This window comes from Candidatus Nitrosocosmicus sp. T, assembly GCF_054408485.1.
On the sequence record NZ_CP166992.1, the window covers coordinates 1589889 to 1603070 of the forward strand.

Sequence of the window (13182 nt, forward strand, 5' to 3'; positions counted from 1 at the left end):
CGTAATTATGGTAGGTACTTTAATACTTTCATTAACTATTCTATAAAATTTCCACATGTTTACTAGAAATGGTATACTAGTTTAAAAATTAATATACCATCTGTAGGAACATCTCATTACATCATCTATAGCAAGGCCTGAGGGTAAATATAATTGAATCACAATCCTCTAAACGGAAATCACATCTCAATTTACGTCTCTTTTTTGTTTTGTTCTATTGATGGTAATGGTACTATTTGGATTAGTCTGCTTACTACTTCATTTGGATAACAGTTCGAGCTGTCCTTAATTCAAATGTCTAGGTTAGGCTTCCAAATTGTATAGATCTAATGAAGACAAGATTGTGTTGAACAATATCAATTAAATAACAGTTCAGGTTAGAAATTGATTTAAGAATGCGAATAAAATAACCTTGCAACAAAGCGTTTTCACTTGAGTAAAACTTATGACAACAATGAAAGAAGTGGTATTTAATAATTGGACGCTATTTCACACATTTGTTCGTATCTCTTCACAATTATTTTGAGCAACATCCTTTTCTGCTTTTCTAAAATCTATGATAACATCGTAACCCTCACCACAATCAAAGTAATCCATACCAAGTCCTCCTTCCAATACATCATCCCCCAAATCACCATATAGTCTATCGTTTCCTTTGTGACCATTCATATAATCTTCCTCAGCTCCTCCAAACAGAACGTCATCTTCGTCATTTCCAAACAAAATATCTGCTCCTAAATTTCCTTGTAAAATGTCGTTGCCTTCATTCCCGTGTAATTCATCATTTCCTTGTCTACCCATGAGTACGTCGTCTGACTCTTCTCCTACAATTACATTAACAATGCTATTTCCGACTACTATATCACTTCTATCTGTACCATCTGTAATATTATAATTTCCTGGTTCTGGTATGACAATTAGGTTTTCTCGAGATTCTTGTGCTATTGAATAATCAAAAATATTACAAAATAAGATAATATAAGATACTATTAGTAACAAAATAAAAAATGGTGGAGCATATACATGCATTTTGACAAATATATGAGAATAAAATTCTATTTATGGATTTAAAATAAATCTTATAGTGAGTTTTATAAGATGCATTGTAAAAATAAGAATGTTCAATATAACTTATTCTTGTTGTGATTATGGGATAAATATGGATTTGATTTTTTTTCTTCGACATGTTTATTTCGATTAATAAATATTCAAATGATCGTAAGAAAAATATCTAGTTAAACTCGTTTTCTCTTTGGTTCACATGATGCCCTTGTTCATATTTCAATTCTTTGACATGGCGATTTGTGTGTTAGCATAAAATTGAGGATATGTTGTAGGATATTCCAATTTTAGTTCATCTCAATTTTTTTATAATAGATGTATGTTTACTTTTTTCCTATCTTATTCGAAAAATGCATCAAATAATGAATTTCTTCATCTGTAAACTAGTAGTTGATTTACTTCTTTTATGATGATATTATATTTTTGTACCTATGTAAATTTCATGCTAAATCATAAAATTTAAAGATCTGTTCTTATATCTTCGCAATTATTTGACGCGATATCTTTAGATGGATCAAAATCAATTATTATATCATAATCGTCTCCACAATCAAAGTAATTATTACCTGGTCCACCTTCTAGAATATCCTCGCCGGTGCCCCCATATAGTTCATCATTACCTTTTCCACCCACCATAAAATCTCCTTCAGGGCCACCATATAAGAGATCATCGCCGTTTTCTCCGTAAATGTTATCTGCTCCACCTCCCCCCTGAATATCGTCATTACCTTTCTGTCCAAAAATATCGTCATTAGCCGCCCTTCCTTGTATGGCATCGTCATTACCTTTTCCTTCTATAAAGTCCTCTTGAACTGTTCCGATAATGATATCGCTACGAGAGGTCCCCTGGCAAATAGGAGCTTTAAAGTTCTCATTAAAAGTACAATATATAACTCGTTCACTTGAGTCTGCGTTGTTGATAGGACCCGCATATCTATTACCGTCACCGTCGCCACCGCCACCTGCAAATGCTTCAAACAATAAACTAGGTGCACCTTGAGATAACAAAATCTGGAAACTGATTGTTACTAGAAGAAGAGTGGAAAAGATAGCTTTGGTGACTTTATTGCCCAAGACAACTTTAAATTCTATATTATCCTTAATAAACAATCATTAATATTTTTATATTAAATATATTTAACGCTGAGTTAAGAAGTATTTGTAAAATTTTTCTATTCGTTTAAAATCAACTATACGAGATTCAAGCTTAAATCTATAGTGTTAGCCATATCATACAACATAAAATACCTAATTCAATTCGTAATAGGATTAAAAGGAGTCGCGATTATGCAATCATTTTAATATAAGAAGGTTAATAATCGACGTACACCTTTAGAGCTTATGGATTATATTAGAATCCTAGCAATAGTATTCATTCTAATTTCGTTAATATATCTCCCGAATATATACTCCACATTTGCACAAAGTGCTTCTGGAGGTAGTGTTTCTCAAAGTCAATCCGGTGCTTCTGGAGGTAGTGTAATCAATGCAAGCGATATCAACAATATCAATCAGCCGTCTGTTGAAACAGTTCAAACAGATCAACCCTTTTCTCCTAATTCTACTGGATCTGGACAATCCTCTTCGGTTGGCATAGATAACCAACAACAATCTATAGATTTTGATACTTTTCTCCTGCAATTGCAACGTCCTGTAGTAGGTTCTTTTGGAGATGACCGAATAACAGGTACGCAGCAAACTGATATAATCATCGGATTTTCTGGTTCGGATACAATAACAGGAATGAATGGAAGTGATGTAATCCAGGGTAATGAAGGACAAGATAAGCTTTATGGTGATGCAGGTGATGATATTTTGCAAGGTGGTATAGGAAGTGATCAATTCTATGGAGGGGCGGATAATGATATTATGGCAGGCGGTGGTGATGATGACTTTATAGTTGGAGAGTTAGGTAATGACAAGCTGTATGGTGATTTAGGTGATGATGTTCTTGTTGGCGGTCCTGGTGCAGACTATTTTGATTGTGGAGAAGGTGTCGATGTGGTTGTTGACTTTAATATACAACAGAGTGACGATAGAGCTGGAAATTGTGAAGAGCTGATAGAACACTCCTAATCTCTAAATATCCCGTAAATTACTACTACAAGTTCTATCCGTGATTATTTTTTGTTAGATACAAGTGAAATGGAGAAACAAAACTCAATTACCGATAGTGATGATCATAATCGTCAAGGTAGGTATGATAGTTCTTCATCTACAACGAATATTCAAAAAAGTAATGATTACACGATTCTTAAAGCCGTAAACATATCTAAAGTGTATGAATTGCCTGCAGGAGAAAGTGTGATACTTAGAAACATTAATTTCTCTATAAAAAAAGGAGAATTTGTTTCGATTGTGGGTCCATCAGGAAGTGGGAAATCTACACTATTGAACATAATAGGTGCACTAGATAGACCTACAAACGGAAAGATATTCTTGAAAAATTTAGATGTCTTTTCCCTTTCAGATCGAAAAATAGCAAAGATGAGAAATCAAATGATTGGTTTTATTTTTCAATCTTACAACTTGATTGATAGAACAACTGTTTTATCAAATGTAGAAATTCCAGCAATTATCGCGGGAAAGGATGGACGTGAGGTAACAGAGAGAGCCTTAAAACTGTTAAATATTTTGGGCATCAAAGAAAAAGCAGCTCTCAAACCTCTTAGTCTAAGTGGAGGACAACAACAACGAGTGGCGATTGCAAGAGCATTAATGAATAACCCAGCAATTATACTTGCAGATGAGCCTACTGGTAATTTAGACACAAAAACCGGAGAAGAAGTTTTTAAACTTCTCAAAATGATCTCATTCAAATACCATAGAACAATAGTGATGGTTACACATAATCCAGATTTGGCTAGAGAAACCGACAAAACAATTTATGTCAGGGATGGAAAGATTGAAAAAGAGATTATACACTAAAATGCTATTTCTAGAATCCATTTATGAAGATAGGCCACCTTCTTTTTCCATTATTTTAGTATTTTTCATAGGAATGGTTGTCTCAAATTGTGTTTTGCAGAATAGTTTTATCAATAGCTTTTATTCGTTTGCCCAACAAACTGAAAAGAATCCGGGATTTCAAGATTCTTACTGGACTGATAAAACCATAGCAGGCGGAAATGATTCAAACAAATTGGAAGAAAAAGAGGTAGGGCCAGGAGAAGGAATTGCCACTCTTGCTATCGTCCTTGTTAACAAGGCACAGTCCGATATTTCGGCGATAAAAGGTTATCTTTCTTTACCAGATGAATTTGAAGCAGTCAAACGTGAAAACATTGCTAATAACAATATCTCTTTTGCCGGCAACGATAATCTTTCAAATATAGCTGTTGCAAGTTATGATTCGATAGTGAAACCAGGTCAAGAATTTACACTTTACTTTGATATTTATATAAAGAAGGATTCAAAGGTAGGTTCATATTATAGATATCTAGATCTTGCATACTCCAAAGTTTTGACAGCTGGAGATACTACCGTAAAAGATATTCCAGTGTCATTTAGAATTCCAGGTAAAGAAATACTTGATGTAGAAACTAAAAACCAATATCTATCCCCCACTAAAATAAACAAAGTAGGTATCAATATAATAAACAAAGGAAGTGCAGATGCAAATAACGCAATAATTACAATTTCAAATGATGAGGATAATGTGGAAGGAAGTCTTGCCTCTATATCTGAAAGTTCATCGGCCGAGTCTGTTCAGCAAACTAATCCTACTACAAGCAACATTACAAATACGACATTATCTTCTTCGTCTGCCAATGACCAAACTGATGAAAATATAACAAGCTCCTCAATTACAACCTTTGGTACATTAAAGTACGATGTAGGTAACATAGGTCCCGGTGAGGTGGTGTCGATAAACCCATTGATTTATCCTTCGTCAAGTGCTGCTGGAACGCTTCAAAACTTGGATATACAAATCTCTTACGGAAATTCTATAGGCAATAGAGAGACAGTCGATTATAATTTGGGTTTGGTAATAAATGCCGAACCGACAGAATCTAATTTTAATGTATTTTTTAGAGATGATGAATTTGACACCGGCGTGGATTCAGAACAGACCGAAATTAGTAATAAAGTATCAAATAGTAGTATGATTACTGCTGGAAGTATTGAAGATCTGATTTTTGTCATTAAAAAGTCATCTACCCAATCTAATATACAAGACGTGGTCATCTCTCTACAACCATCGAGCGAATCTGTCAAGATTTTAGGTCCGTCTAGGTGGTCATTTGATTCAATTGAGGAGGATACACTTCTTAATACTACATTATTTGCATCCGAAGAACTTATAGGCAAACCCGTTCAATTAAACTTTAATTTAGATTATCTTTTAGACGGAATGGCAAAATCAGAAACACTGGATGTAGGTTTATACGTAGACGGTAGAATTTCAATACGTGCGTACGATTTCGAAATAAATATCGTAGGAGATGAGCCTAATCTTGTGGCTAATCTTTTAAATGAAGGCAATACAGATGCATTATTTACAACTGCAGAAATGATCCCATCATCTGCAACAAAGACCGCGAATTCGACCTTTATATCCGATGATGGCAATAATAAAGATAACAGTACTGCTGGCAACCTAGTTGATGAATACCCTCCTCTACAGTATCTAGGAGATCTGGCAGAAAACTCTCCGTTACCTGTTAGTATTCCATTAAAAATACCAAACAATACCAGCCCCGGTAACTACCATGTATTTATAAAGATTTCTTATAAAGATAATCTTCGTAATAATCATAATCTCGTCGTTAACGGTACTGTGAACTATTCTCCTCAATTAGAGAGTTCTTCCAGTGATCCTGGCTTAATTTTAGGTTTTATCAATCCAGTTATCTTACTTGTATTGCTCTTGGTCATAATCATAATTATATATTTTATCATTAGACGTTTCCGAAAAAGGAAAAAAGACAAAAGGATGAAATCATCGACGAGTTCTGGCAATTCAGAAAATGAACTAGACTCTGTTTTAGGAGATAGTGATTGAAGTTATGAATGAAAGTAAATCTTGCATGACGTTTGAGATAACTATTGTGTTAAGAGTAGTGAAAACGATATAAAATGAATTTCAGACAGATCTTTATCCTTTCGTTTAACGCGATTAAGGAAAGAAAAGTTAGGTCGATTCTTACAATATTGATGGTGATGGCTGGAAGTAGCTTACTTGTTGCTGTAAATGGATTTAGCGCTGGTTTTACAGAGTTTTTTAACAAACAGTTCAGCAATCTTGCACCAAACATTTTGTTTGTAAGCAGTGTACCTCAGTCTGAAAGTGGAGCAGGTGGGGGAGCTATCTCAGGTTCTGCTCCCTCACCAACGGCGAAAATAACACTCAATCAAGCAGTTATAAGTCGAATCAGTTCTCTTCCGTTTACAGATGAAGTGGAACCGTCGTTTCAAGAAACTGTGACAGTTTCATCTAGGGGCGACTCTAAAACCAACCCTGTACTTTCTGTTGACCCTAACGCCCTAACGATTATTGCACCAACACTTGAATATCTAGAAGGTTCATCCATAAGAGAGGGGGATCCCTCAGCTGCTATATTAGCAGAGGATGTTGCATTTCCACCTGGCGAGGATACTCCATTTGCTCAGCTTGGTGAAGCTATCCGATTAACATACTCTTTTGTAGATGAAGCGGGTAACACTCAAGAGAATTCTAAAAACTTTGTAGTTTCAGGTATAATGGAGTCAACAGGTAATCCTACTATTGATAGTGCAGTAGTTATTAATCTTGAAGCTGGAAACTCATTACTTCAGAGAGCAGGCAAGTATGATTCATTGTTTGTAGCTGCAGAGGACAGCGACTCTGTGGATATAGTAGAAGAACAGATAAAGGCTGTTTATAAAAACAATATTGGGATTACGACTGTCAAAGCCATTTTAGAAACCGTTCAGGAATTCACAGGAGGGATTACATCATTTTTGTTTGGAATAGCTGTTATCTCTCTTATTGTTGGTGCTGTAGGAATTATCACGACTTTATTTACTTCTGTTGTTGAACGAACCAAAGAAATAGGTACTCTCAAAGCGATAGGGGCGCAAGGCACTACAATTTTAATACTTTTTCTAGTTGAGGCAGTTATAATAGGTATTTTAGGTGGCGCTATCGGTCTTTTAGGAGGAATAGGAGGAGGATATATGTTAACAAGAGCCGGACCCGGTGCTGGTGAGGGACCACCACTAGAGCCTATTTATATGCCATTGGATATGGCAAGAGTTTGGATTACATCTGTTATATTGTCCATGGTAGCAGGCTTTTTACCTGCATGGAAAGCGTCTAGAGTTACCCCCATCGCTGCATTAAGGTCATGACCAAAATAACAATTGAAGGATCACTTGTCCTTCATTCTTATTAATTTTTGAAACGTACTAGTCAACTAAAGAAATCCATAATTCTACAAATATTTTTATAGATTGTCCATATCTTGATCAATTAGTATAATACTGTACGAGATTATTATCCATATAACTGATAGGAAATGAGCCTTTTGTGGATAAACGGGATAGTAAAATCTATATGAATTATGATAATCTTATAAGTTAAACATCTTTCCTACCGCTTTATTTAGGAAAAACAGGAACGCTCATAATTACATTCATTAAAGGTAAAAAATATTCGTAAGGCACTGTTATCTTGAGAAAAATTTGTAGCTTAAGATGTCCTATCTCTTTTTTGATTTGTAGAAACAGAATATCTAACTATACATTATGGTCTGAATCTGAATTTTTCAGGTCTATCGCGTAGAAGAGTTTCTGAAAGACTAATTAGCTTTGCTTGCAAAACGAAACTGTGCAACAATATGGAACTGTAGTAAAGAGTACCCACCACAAGATTTGTTACAATAAGAGAAGATATTAGAGTACGTTTTTGATGGGACACCAATCAAGGTTGGTTCTGAATATATCTGAAGCAGGATTGCAGCAGAGCCTAAAATTAGAATAATTATCGCACTAATATATCCAATGGAAGAAAAATTTTTGGTAGCGGAACGATCCATTTCTGTTTTGGCCAGAATTCATGGAAAACGTCCTGGTCTTCTTATCATATTAACTATAACAATAATAAATTGAATAATTTTAAAAAAAAATCAGGAAGGAAAAAAGCAGCCAAATCAAATCAAAATAAGAACAATTCTAGTTTTTTAGATCTGCTAGATAGTGTAAAAAAAGATGATGATAAATTAAAAGATGATAATGATTTGCAAAAAAAAGAAGAACCATGAGAAAATTGTTTTTCTTCATTTAGATCTTATAATGTAACACATAGTAGTTATAAAGGAACATTAAAAAAGCCAGAGGATAGATCTTTCCTACTTACTAGTAGTCATAAGTAAATCAGCAACTGCTCCTTTTCCTAATTGTTTAAGTTGTATTGAATATTAAACCCAATGATCAAGAGAAAATAGTTAAAAGGTATTTTAGTTATTGCACAATTGTAAATGTGAAAAGTAAAATAATAGTCAGGGATATAATGCCAATACTCAGTGATTTAAGGATTATCTCATACTTGTAAGTTGCCTTAGAATTACCGTTACATCTCTTATTATATTTATAGAGTCTGGAAATTCTAATCTCTATGTAGCTCAGCATAAAGGGTATTAATGAGAGTATTATGGAGAAAGATGTGATGGCGCTTGTCTGAATTACAAAACCAGCAAGAAAAGGCAACATGCCCCATGAAAAAGCAAACCAATAGTTCTTGTGGAACATTCCGTTTAAAAGCTCAAAATTATATGCAAAAAGAAAAAAGCCTTCAATTATTGCAATAAAAATTAAGAATGGTGCATATAGAATAGCATAATACAATCCTAGCCCGTAAGATATGCTCAAACAAGCAATGATAATGATCCATGATTGTTTCTTGCTGAGTAGGTCTCCCCACGGTTTTATTTTCCTAGAGCCTATATTATCAGCCACGTGAGCCCCTATGCCGAGAGAAAGAAAATAAATTAAAACAATTAAGCCTAGTTTCCATAACTCAAATGAACCTGCCATCATGCTGCCCCAAACGACGAATGAAATACACATGCCGGTATATGGAAGAAAGAGCATTCCACAAAATAATCGAAATTTTAGGGGACCGAACTTGGGTACGAACCACTCGTTCAGTCTAGAGTCATTATTCATCTTTAAACGCAGATACTATCGCAGAGGTTTCGAAAGTTTGATATTCCTTACTTATCTGAACAAAGCTATATGACATGAGTGTTGAAATTAATTTCAAGTCCCAATGGTTTTTGATAATAAGTTTATCAAGCCCGTCAAACACGTTTGTCCACTTACCATCAAACTTCCAAAGAGCCTTTATGATTCTAAAGTAAGTCTTCCAAGCTAATTGATAGGTTAGTTTCTTCGGATAGGTAAAATCGTGAAGTATAAGGAGGCCCTTTTGTTTCAGAACTCGGTGGCATTCATTAACCAATGAATCTAGATCGACGTATTTTGGCAAATAGGATGCTACGATACAATCAAAATACTTGGTTTGAAACGGCAAAAATTCAGCTGTGCCGTTTATAAAATCTATCTTAATCCTTTTCTCCCGTAGTATACGAAGGTACCCAAATGTCAAGTCAATGCCATAGACAATATTGGCATTCTGTTTTAATAAAGAAGTAAGAATTCCTGTGCCACAAGCCATCTCCAAAACCCTTGATCCGGAGGGTACACTCTTAACTATCTGCTTTTTCCAGTTTGCGTCTTGGCCCAAGGTGGCAAATTGTACTAATCTGTCATAGCCACTTGAGTTATTCTTATTGAAAAAGCTCTGAGCCAAATTAACTCCATTGTCCTTAACCATCAGTCATAATTATTATCTAAAACTAATATTATTAGTGGTTAATTTGGGTTGAAAAGGGGTAAATTAAAGAATTAAATTATTTTGTGTTTTTTATCCTAACATGACTCAAATTACAAATGTATTATATATTGTCATAGTTACTATCGCATTGTCAATAGTTGCTACTCTGCTAACTGTCATGCTGGATCGCTCTTTTGATATTCCCGGGTTAATGAAAGAGATTCCACATCTCATAATGATTCAAATATTTCAAATGTAGTGACTATTTAGAATTCTCATGGTGGGAAGCAGGAGGAGAACCAAATCAAAACAACAAGTTATATCTGATTTTACAGAACACTTCTACAAATTAAAAGAATTATCAAGAACTGGCTGGAAACAGAAGCTAGAGATTGAGAATGCAGAGTCTGTTGCATCCCATACACTTTTGATGATAGTTTTAGTCTTCTTTTTTTCAGAAAAATATAGATATTCTTATAAACAAAAAGCTAGACTTATTGAGATGGCTCTAATCCATGATCTGGCTGAGTCAATTATTGGAGATATTACTCCAGACGATGATAAAGAATTCTTGAAAAGAAAACTGGAAGACAAAGCTTTCCATAGGATAACAGGAAAGATATCATCAAAAACTTTGAAAAAAAAATATTTGCAATTATGGCACGAATATCAAAAGAACAGGTCATTTGAATCAAAGTTCGTACATCTTATTGATAAACTAGAAATGGTTGTACAGGCAAAGTACTATTTAGATAATAGGAGAGAGATCAAAAAGGAAAAGGTTAGGCCTTTTTTCCAATCAGGCTTGACATATATGTCTCATGGACCAAATTTTCAATTACCTAAAACTTCTAAAAAAAATATACAACACAATAAGGAATTAGAAGATATAAAAGAGATATTAGAGTACTTTTGTAATTAAAATATGCAATATTTCGTAGCCTTAAAAATAGGCGAAAAAAGAGTAAAAAGTGCACAGGAATTGTTATCAAATTTCCTACCAGATAGCACTCCTGCATTACCAGCACTTGCCTTAAAGGATAACAACAGTAACAATTGGGAACCTGTAGGAGAAGAAAACTATTTTGCCATAGTTCATGAAGAACAAGGATATTTGATTGCTATTTGTGATAAGAATGGAATTGCTAAGGCGATAGCCAATTGGTTTTCACTCCAATCAATGGATGCAATAAAATCCAAAATAGTGGAATCAGGAAACTTACGGGAATATTTTGGCAAATTATCGTTACCAGTGTAAATTATATCCTTTTTGAGGAAAGGAATTTTAAAAAGCATAAATAATGAATACAGATGGGTAAATTCGAAAAGGAAATAGAAGTAAAGGGTCATCTTGTTGACTCATCAATACTTACCCGCATTTTTGATAAGATAATGGATTTAAAAGGCGATTTTACCGTTTTAGAATTTGAGATTGGCAAGAGGAAAGAAGATCATAGTTATGCACGCCTAGTGATTCGAGGTAACAGCGACGATCATTTGCTAAATATCTTAGAAAACTTGTTTCGAGAGGGCGCTACTAGTGTTTCAGTCGACGAAGTCAAATGTGTTCCCTCACCTCGAGATATGGTATTACCAGATGACTTTTATAGCACCACTAACAATCCAACTCAACTATTCTACCATAATGAATGGATAAATGTTAAAAACATGATGATGGATAAATGCATTGTCTACAATCCGGTTACCAAAAGTGCAGAATGTAAAACCAACCGAGATGTCATAAAAGGCGACCTTGTTGTTACGGGTGAAAGAGGAGTCAGAATTATACCCCAGGAGAGACCTAGGGAGGGAGTTGATATATTTCAGTTTATGAGTAGTTCTAGCTCCAGCGAAAGACCCACACAACAAATTGCAAAAAAAGTAGCTATTGACTTATATCGCACAAAGAAAGAACAAGGAAAAATAATTGTGGTAGCGGGACCCGTTGTAGTTCATTCTGGAGCTTCAGATATATTGGCAAGGCTCATAAAGTTGGGTTTTATAGACGGAATTTTATCGGGAAACGCCTTAGCAGTACACGATATTGAAAATTCGTTACTTGGAACATCATTGGGAATGCATGTTGATGATGGAACACTCGCTGTTCGTGGACATCGCAATCATATGGCCATAGTAAATGAAGTATTTAAGGCAGGATCTATAAGGTCAATGGTAGAGAAAAACATCCTCAAAAGTGGAATTATGTATGAATGCATTAGTAACCATATTCCATTTGTGCTGTGCGGATCAATAAGAGACGATGGCCCCATTCCTGATGTAATTACAGATATAGTTGAAGCTCAAAAAAAGTATAAATTATTATTGCAAGGAGCTAATTTGGTAATAATGCTGTCAACTATGCTCCATTCCATTGCAGTTGGGAATATGTTACCTGCATCTGTTAAAGTTATTGCAGTCGATATAAACCAATCGGTAGTAACTAAATTATTGGACAGGGGAACAACTCAAGCGATAGGAGTAGTCACAGATATCGGATCTTTTTTACCGATTGTAATGAGAAATTTAGAAGAGATAGACAAAATAGAATAGAATAGAATGTAGCATGAATAAAATGCCACAATTCCTTCTAAGCATGTATAGTTGTGATACATATATTTCATGAAGATGGGATCGTGTGGATAGTATTACAGAATATGTAAAGTCTGTTATCAAAATTGATTCGGCTCAATGCCGATATTCATCCTTCCTATTTAGATAATGTAGAATCCAATTCATTGAAATTCATTAAATCATACATCAGCGATCCTCAAGTTCATCTTCTATTGATATGAAATGATTTAAATTCAATGAGTTAGTACAAAATCTGTGAGAAGCACAGCCGTAATTTCGTTCTTCGTTTAAGGGCCGCTCTATTAAAAAGAACACTAATAAAATAATCCATAAATGTTATATCTAGACAAGATTTTATCTGATCTTGCAAGCCAACTATTTTTCAAATTATCTTTTCCAACTTGACTAGTATTCGTCATTTTTCATAACTTCGTTATCTATAAATTTTATTAGTTTCTTATCGAATATCTTTGTAGTCTGATTGCAAATAACGCATCTAAAATACACCTGAGATTTGTACTCGAGGTCTTGTTTTGGATTCCATGTGCTTAACTATCCAATCCTTTGGGGACCTAGTCTTGCAACCAGGACAAACAATAAATATAGATACTTCATCTAAATCGTTTGAGATGGACATGTATTAGCTATCCTAATGTTCTTCGAGGTATTTATTTATGATTAAACTATTTAGGAAAAACCTGAAATCGTCATATTCCTATGCTTTAAGCCCA

The 13182-nt window shown here is 34.5% G+C and carries 14 protein-coding genes; 9 read left to right on the forward strand and 5 right to left on the reverse strand.

What is annotated here, in order from left to right:
- Positions 1-489 precede the first annotated feature (489 nt).
- Positions 490-1029 carry a calcium-binding protein gene (locus AB0A59_RS08155; RefSeq protein WP_458742816.1) on the reverse strand — a complete coding sequence of 180 codons (540 nt, stop codon included), beginning with the start codon at positions 1027-1029 and terminating at the stop codon, positions 490-492.
- A gap of 492 nt (positions 1030-1521) precedes the next feature.
- On the reverse strand, positions 1522-2172 hold the full coding sequence (locus tag AB0A59_RS08160) for a calcium-binding protein (protein WP_458742817.1): 651 nt from the start codon (positions 2170-2172) through the stop codon (positions 1522-1524).
- Between the two features lie 231 nt (positions 2173-2403).
- Here AB0A59_RS08160 and AB0A59_RS08165 point away from each other — a divergent pair, with 231 nt between their 5' ends.
- The 5 genes from AB0A59_RS08165 (at position 2404) to AB0A59_RS08185 (ending at position 8306) form a co-directional block, all read left to right on the forward strand.
- Positions 2404-3138, forward strand: coding sequence for a calcium-binding protein (locus AB0A59_RS08165; protein ID WP_458742819.1), 735 nt, complete (start codon positions 2404-2406; stop codon positions 3136-3138).
- Positions 3139-3189: 51 nt separating this feature from the next.
- Positions 3190-3990: an ABC transporter ATP-binding protein gene (locus AB0A59_RS08170; protein WP_458742821.1), complete on the forward strand. Its 801-nt coding sequence runs from the start codon at positions 3190-3192 to the stop codon at positions 3988-3990.
- On the forward strand, positions 3968-6067 hold the full coding sequence (locus tag AB0A59_RS08175) for a COG1361 S-layer family protein (RefSeq protein ID WP_458742823.1): 2100 nt from the start codon (positions 3968-3970) through the stop codon (positions 6065-6067). The genes AB0A59_RS08170 and AB0A59_RS08175 overlap by 23 nt, the downstream gene beginning before the upstream one ends.
- Positions 6068-6141: 74 nt before the next feature.
- A complete protein-coding gene (locus tag AB0A59_RS08180; RefSeq protein ID WP_458742825.1) occupies positions 6142-7395 on the forward strand; it encodes an ABC transporter permease in 1254 nt (417 codons plus the stop codon).
- 755 nt (positions 7396-8150) lie between these two features.
- The gene (locus tag AB0A59_RS08185; protein ID WP_458742827.1) at positions 8151-8306 is read left to right on the forward strand and encodes a hypothetical protein; all 156 of its coding nucleotides are present in this window, start codon (positions 8151-8153) and stop codon (positions 8304-8306) included.
- Between the two features lie 199 nt (positions 8307-8505).
- Here AB0A59_RS08185 and AB0A59_RS08190 read toward each other — a convergent pair whose 3' ends face one another.
- Both AB0A59_RS08190 and AB0A59_RS08195 read right to left on the reverse strand, forming a co-directional pair.
- On the reverse strand, positions 8506-9135 hold the full coding sequence (locus AB0A59_RS08190; RefSeq protein ID WP_458742829.1) for a hypothetical protein: 630 nt from the start codon (positions 9133-9135) through the stop codon (positions 8506-8508).
- Between the two features lie 67 nt (positions 9136-9202).
- On the reverse strand, positions 9203-9880 hold the full coding sequence (locus tag AB0A59_RS08195; RefSeq protein WP_458742830.1) for a class I SAM-dependent methyltransferase: 678 nt from the start codon (positions 9878-9880) through the stop codon (positions 9203-9205).
- 100 nt (positions 9881-9980) lie between these two features.
- Here AB0A59_RS08195 and AB0A59_RS08200 point away from each other — a divergent pair, with 100 nt between their 5' ends.
- Genes AB0A59_RS08200 through AB0A59_RS08215 form a run of 4 tightly spaced genes read left to right on the forward strand, consistent with a single transcriptional unit; the run spans position 9981 to position 12430 of the window.
- Entirely contained in the window at positions 9981-10139 is a 159-nt protein-coding gene (locus tag AB0A59_RS08200) for a hypothetical protein (RefSeq protein WP_458742831.1), read from the forward strand.
- A gap of 18 nt (positions 10140-10157) precedes the next feature.
- Positions 10158-10802 (forward strand): HD domain-containing protein, encoded by a 645-nt coding sequence (locus AB0A59_RS08205; protein WP_458742833.1) that lies wholly within the window; start codon positions 10158-10160, stop codon positions 10800-10802.
- A 3-nt stretch (positions 10803-10805) separates the two neighbouring features.
- Positions 10806-11138, forward strand: a complete 333-nt coding sequence (locus AB0A59_RS08210) for a hypothetical protein (RefSeq protein ID WP_458742835.1) — start codon at positions 10806-10808, stop codon at positions 11136-11138.
- Between the two features lie 53 nt (positions 11139-11191).
- The gene (locus AB0A59_RS08215) at positions 11192-12430 is read left to right on the forward strand and encodes an ornithine cyclodeaminase, nickel-pincer nucleotide-dependent (protein ID WP_458742837.1); all 1239 of its coding nucleotides are present in this window, start codon (positions 11192-11194) and stop codon (positions 12428-12430) included.
- A 517-nt stretch (positions 12431-12947) separates the two neighbouring features.
- Here AB0A59_RS08215 and AB0A59_RS08220 read toward each other — a convergent pair.
- Positions 12948-13088, reverse strand: a complete 141-nt coding sequence (locus AB0A59_RS08220; RefSeq protein WP_458742839.1) for a hypothetical protein — start codon at positions 13086-13088, stop codon at positions 12948-12950.
- Positions 13089-13182 lie beyond the last annotated feature (94 nt).

Coding starts and splice junctions, on each gene's coding strand:
- AB0A59_RS08155 (WP_458742816.1), bottom strand. CDS start 1,029: ATGCATGTATATGCTCCACCATTTTTTATTTTGTTACTAATAGTATCT.
- AB0A59_RS08165 (WP_458742819.1), top strand. CDS start 2,404: ATGGATTATATTAGAATCCTAGCAATAGTATTCATTCTAATTTCGTTA.
- AB0A59_RS08180 (WP_458742825.1), top strand. CDS start 6,142: ATGAATTTCAGACAGATCTTTATCCTTTCGTTTAACGCGATTAAGGAA.
- AB0A59_RS08190 (WP_458742829.1), bottom strand. CDS start 9,135: ATGCTCTTTCTTCCATATACCGGCATGTGTATTTCATTCGTCGTTTGG.
- AB0A59_RS08195 (WP_458742830.1), bottom strand. CDS start 9,880: ATGGTTAAGGACAATGGAGTTAATTTGGCTCAGAGCTTTTTCAATAAG.
- AB0A59_RS08200 (WP_458742831.1), top strand. CDS start 9,981: ATGACTCAAATTACAAATGTATTATATATTGTCATAGTTACTATCGCA.
- AB0A59_RS08205 (WP_458742833.1), top strand. CDS start 10,158: ATGGTGGGAAGCAGGAGGAGAACCAAATCAAAACAACAAGTTATATCT.
- AB0A59_RS08210 (WP_458742835.1), top strand. CDS start 10,806: ATGCAATATTTCGTAGCCTTAAAAATAGGCGAAAAAAGAGTAAAAAGT.
- AB0A59_RS08215 (WP_458742837.1), top strand. CDS start 11,192: ATGGGTAAATTCGAAAAGGAAATAGAAGTAAAGGGTCATCTTGTTGAC.
- AB0A59_RS08220 (WP_458742839.1), bottom strand. CDS start 13,088: ATGTCCATCTCAAACGATTTAGATGAAGTATCTATATTTATTGTTTGT.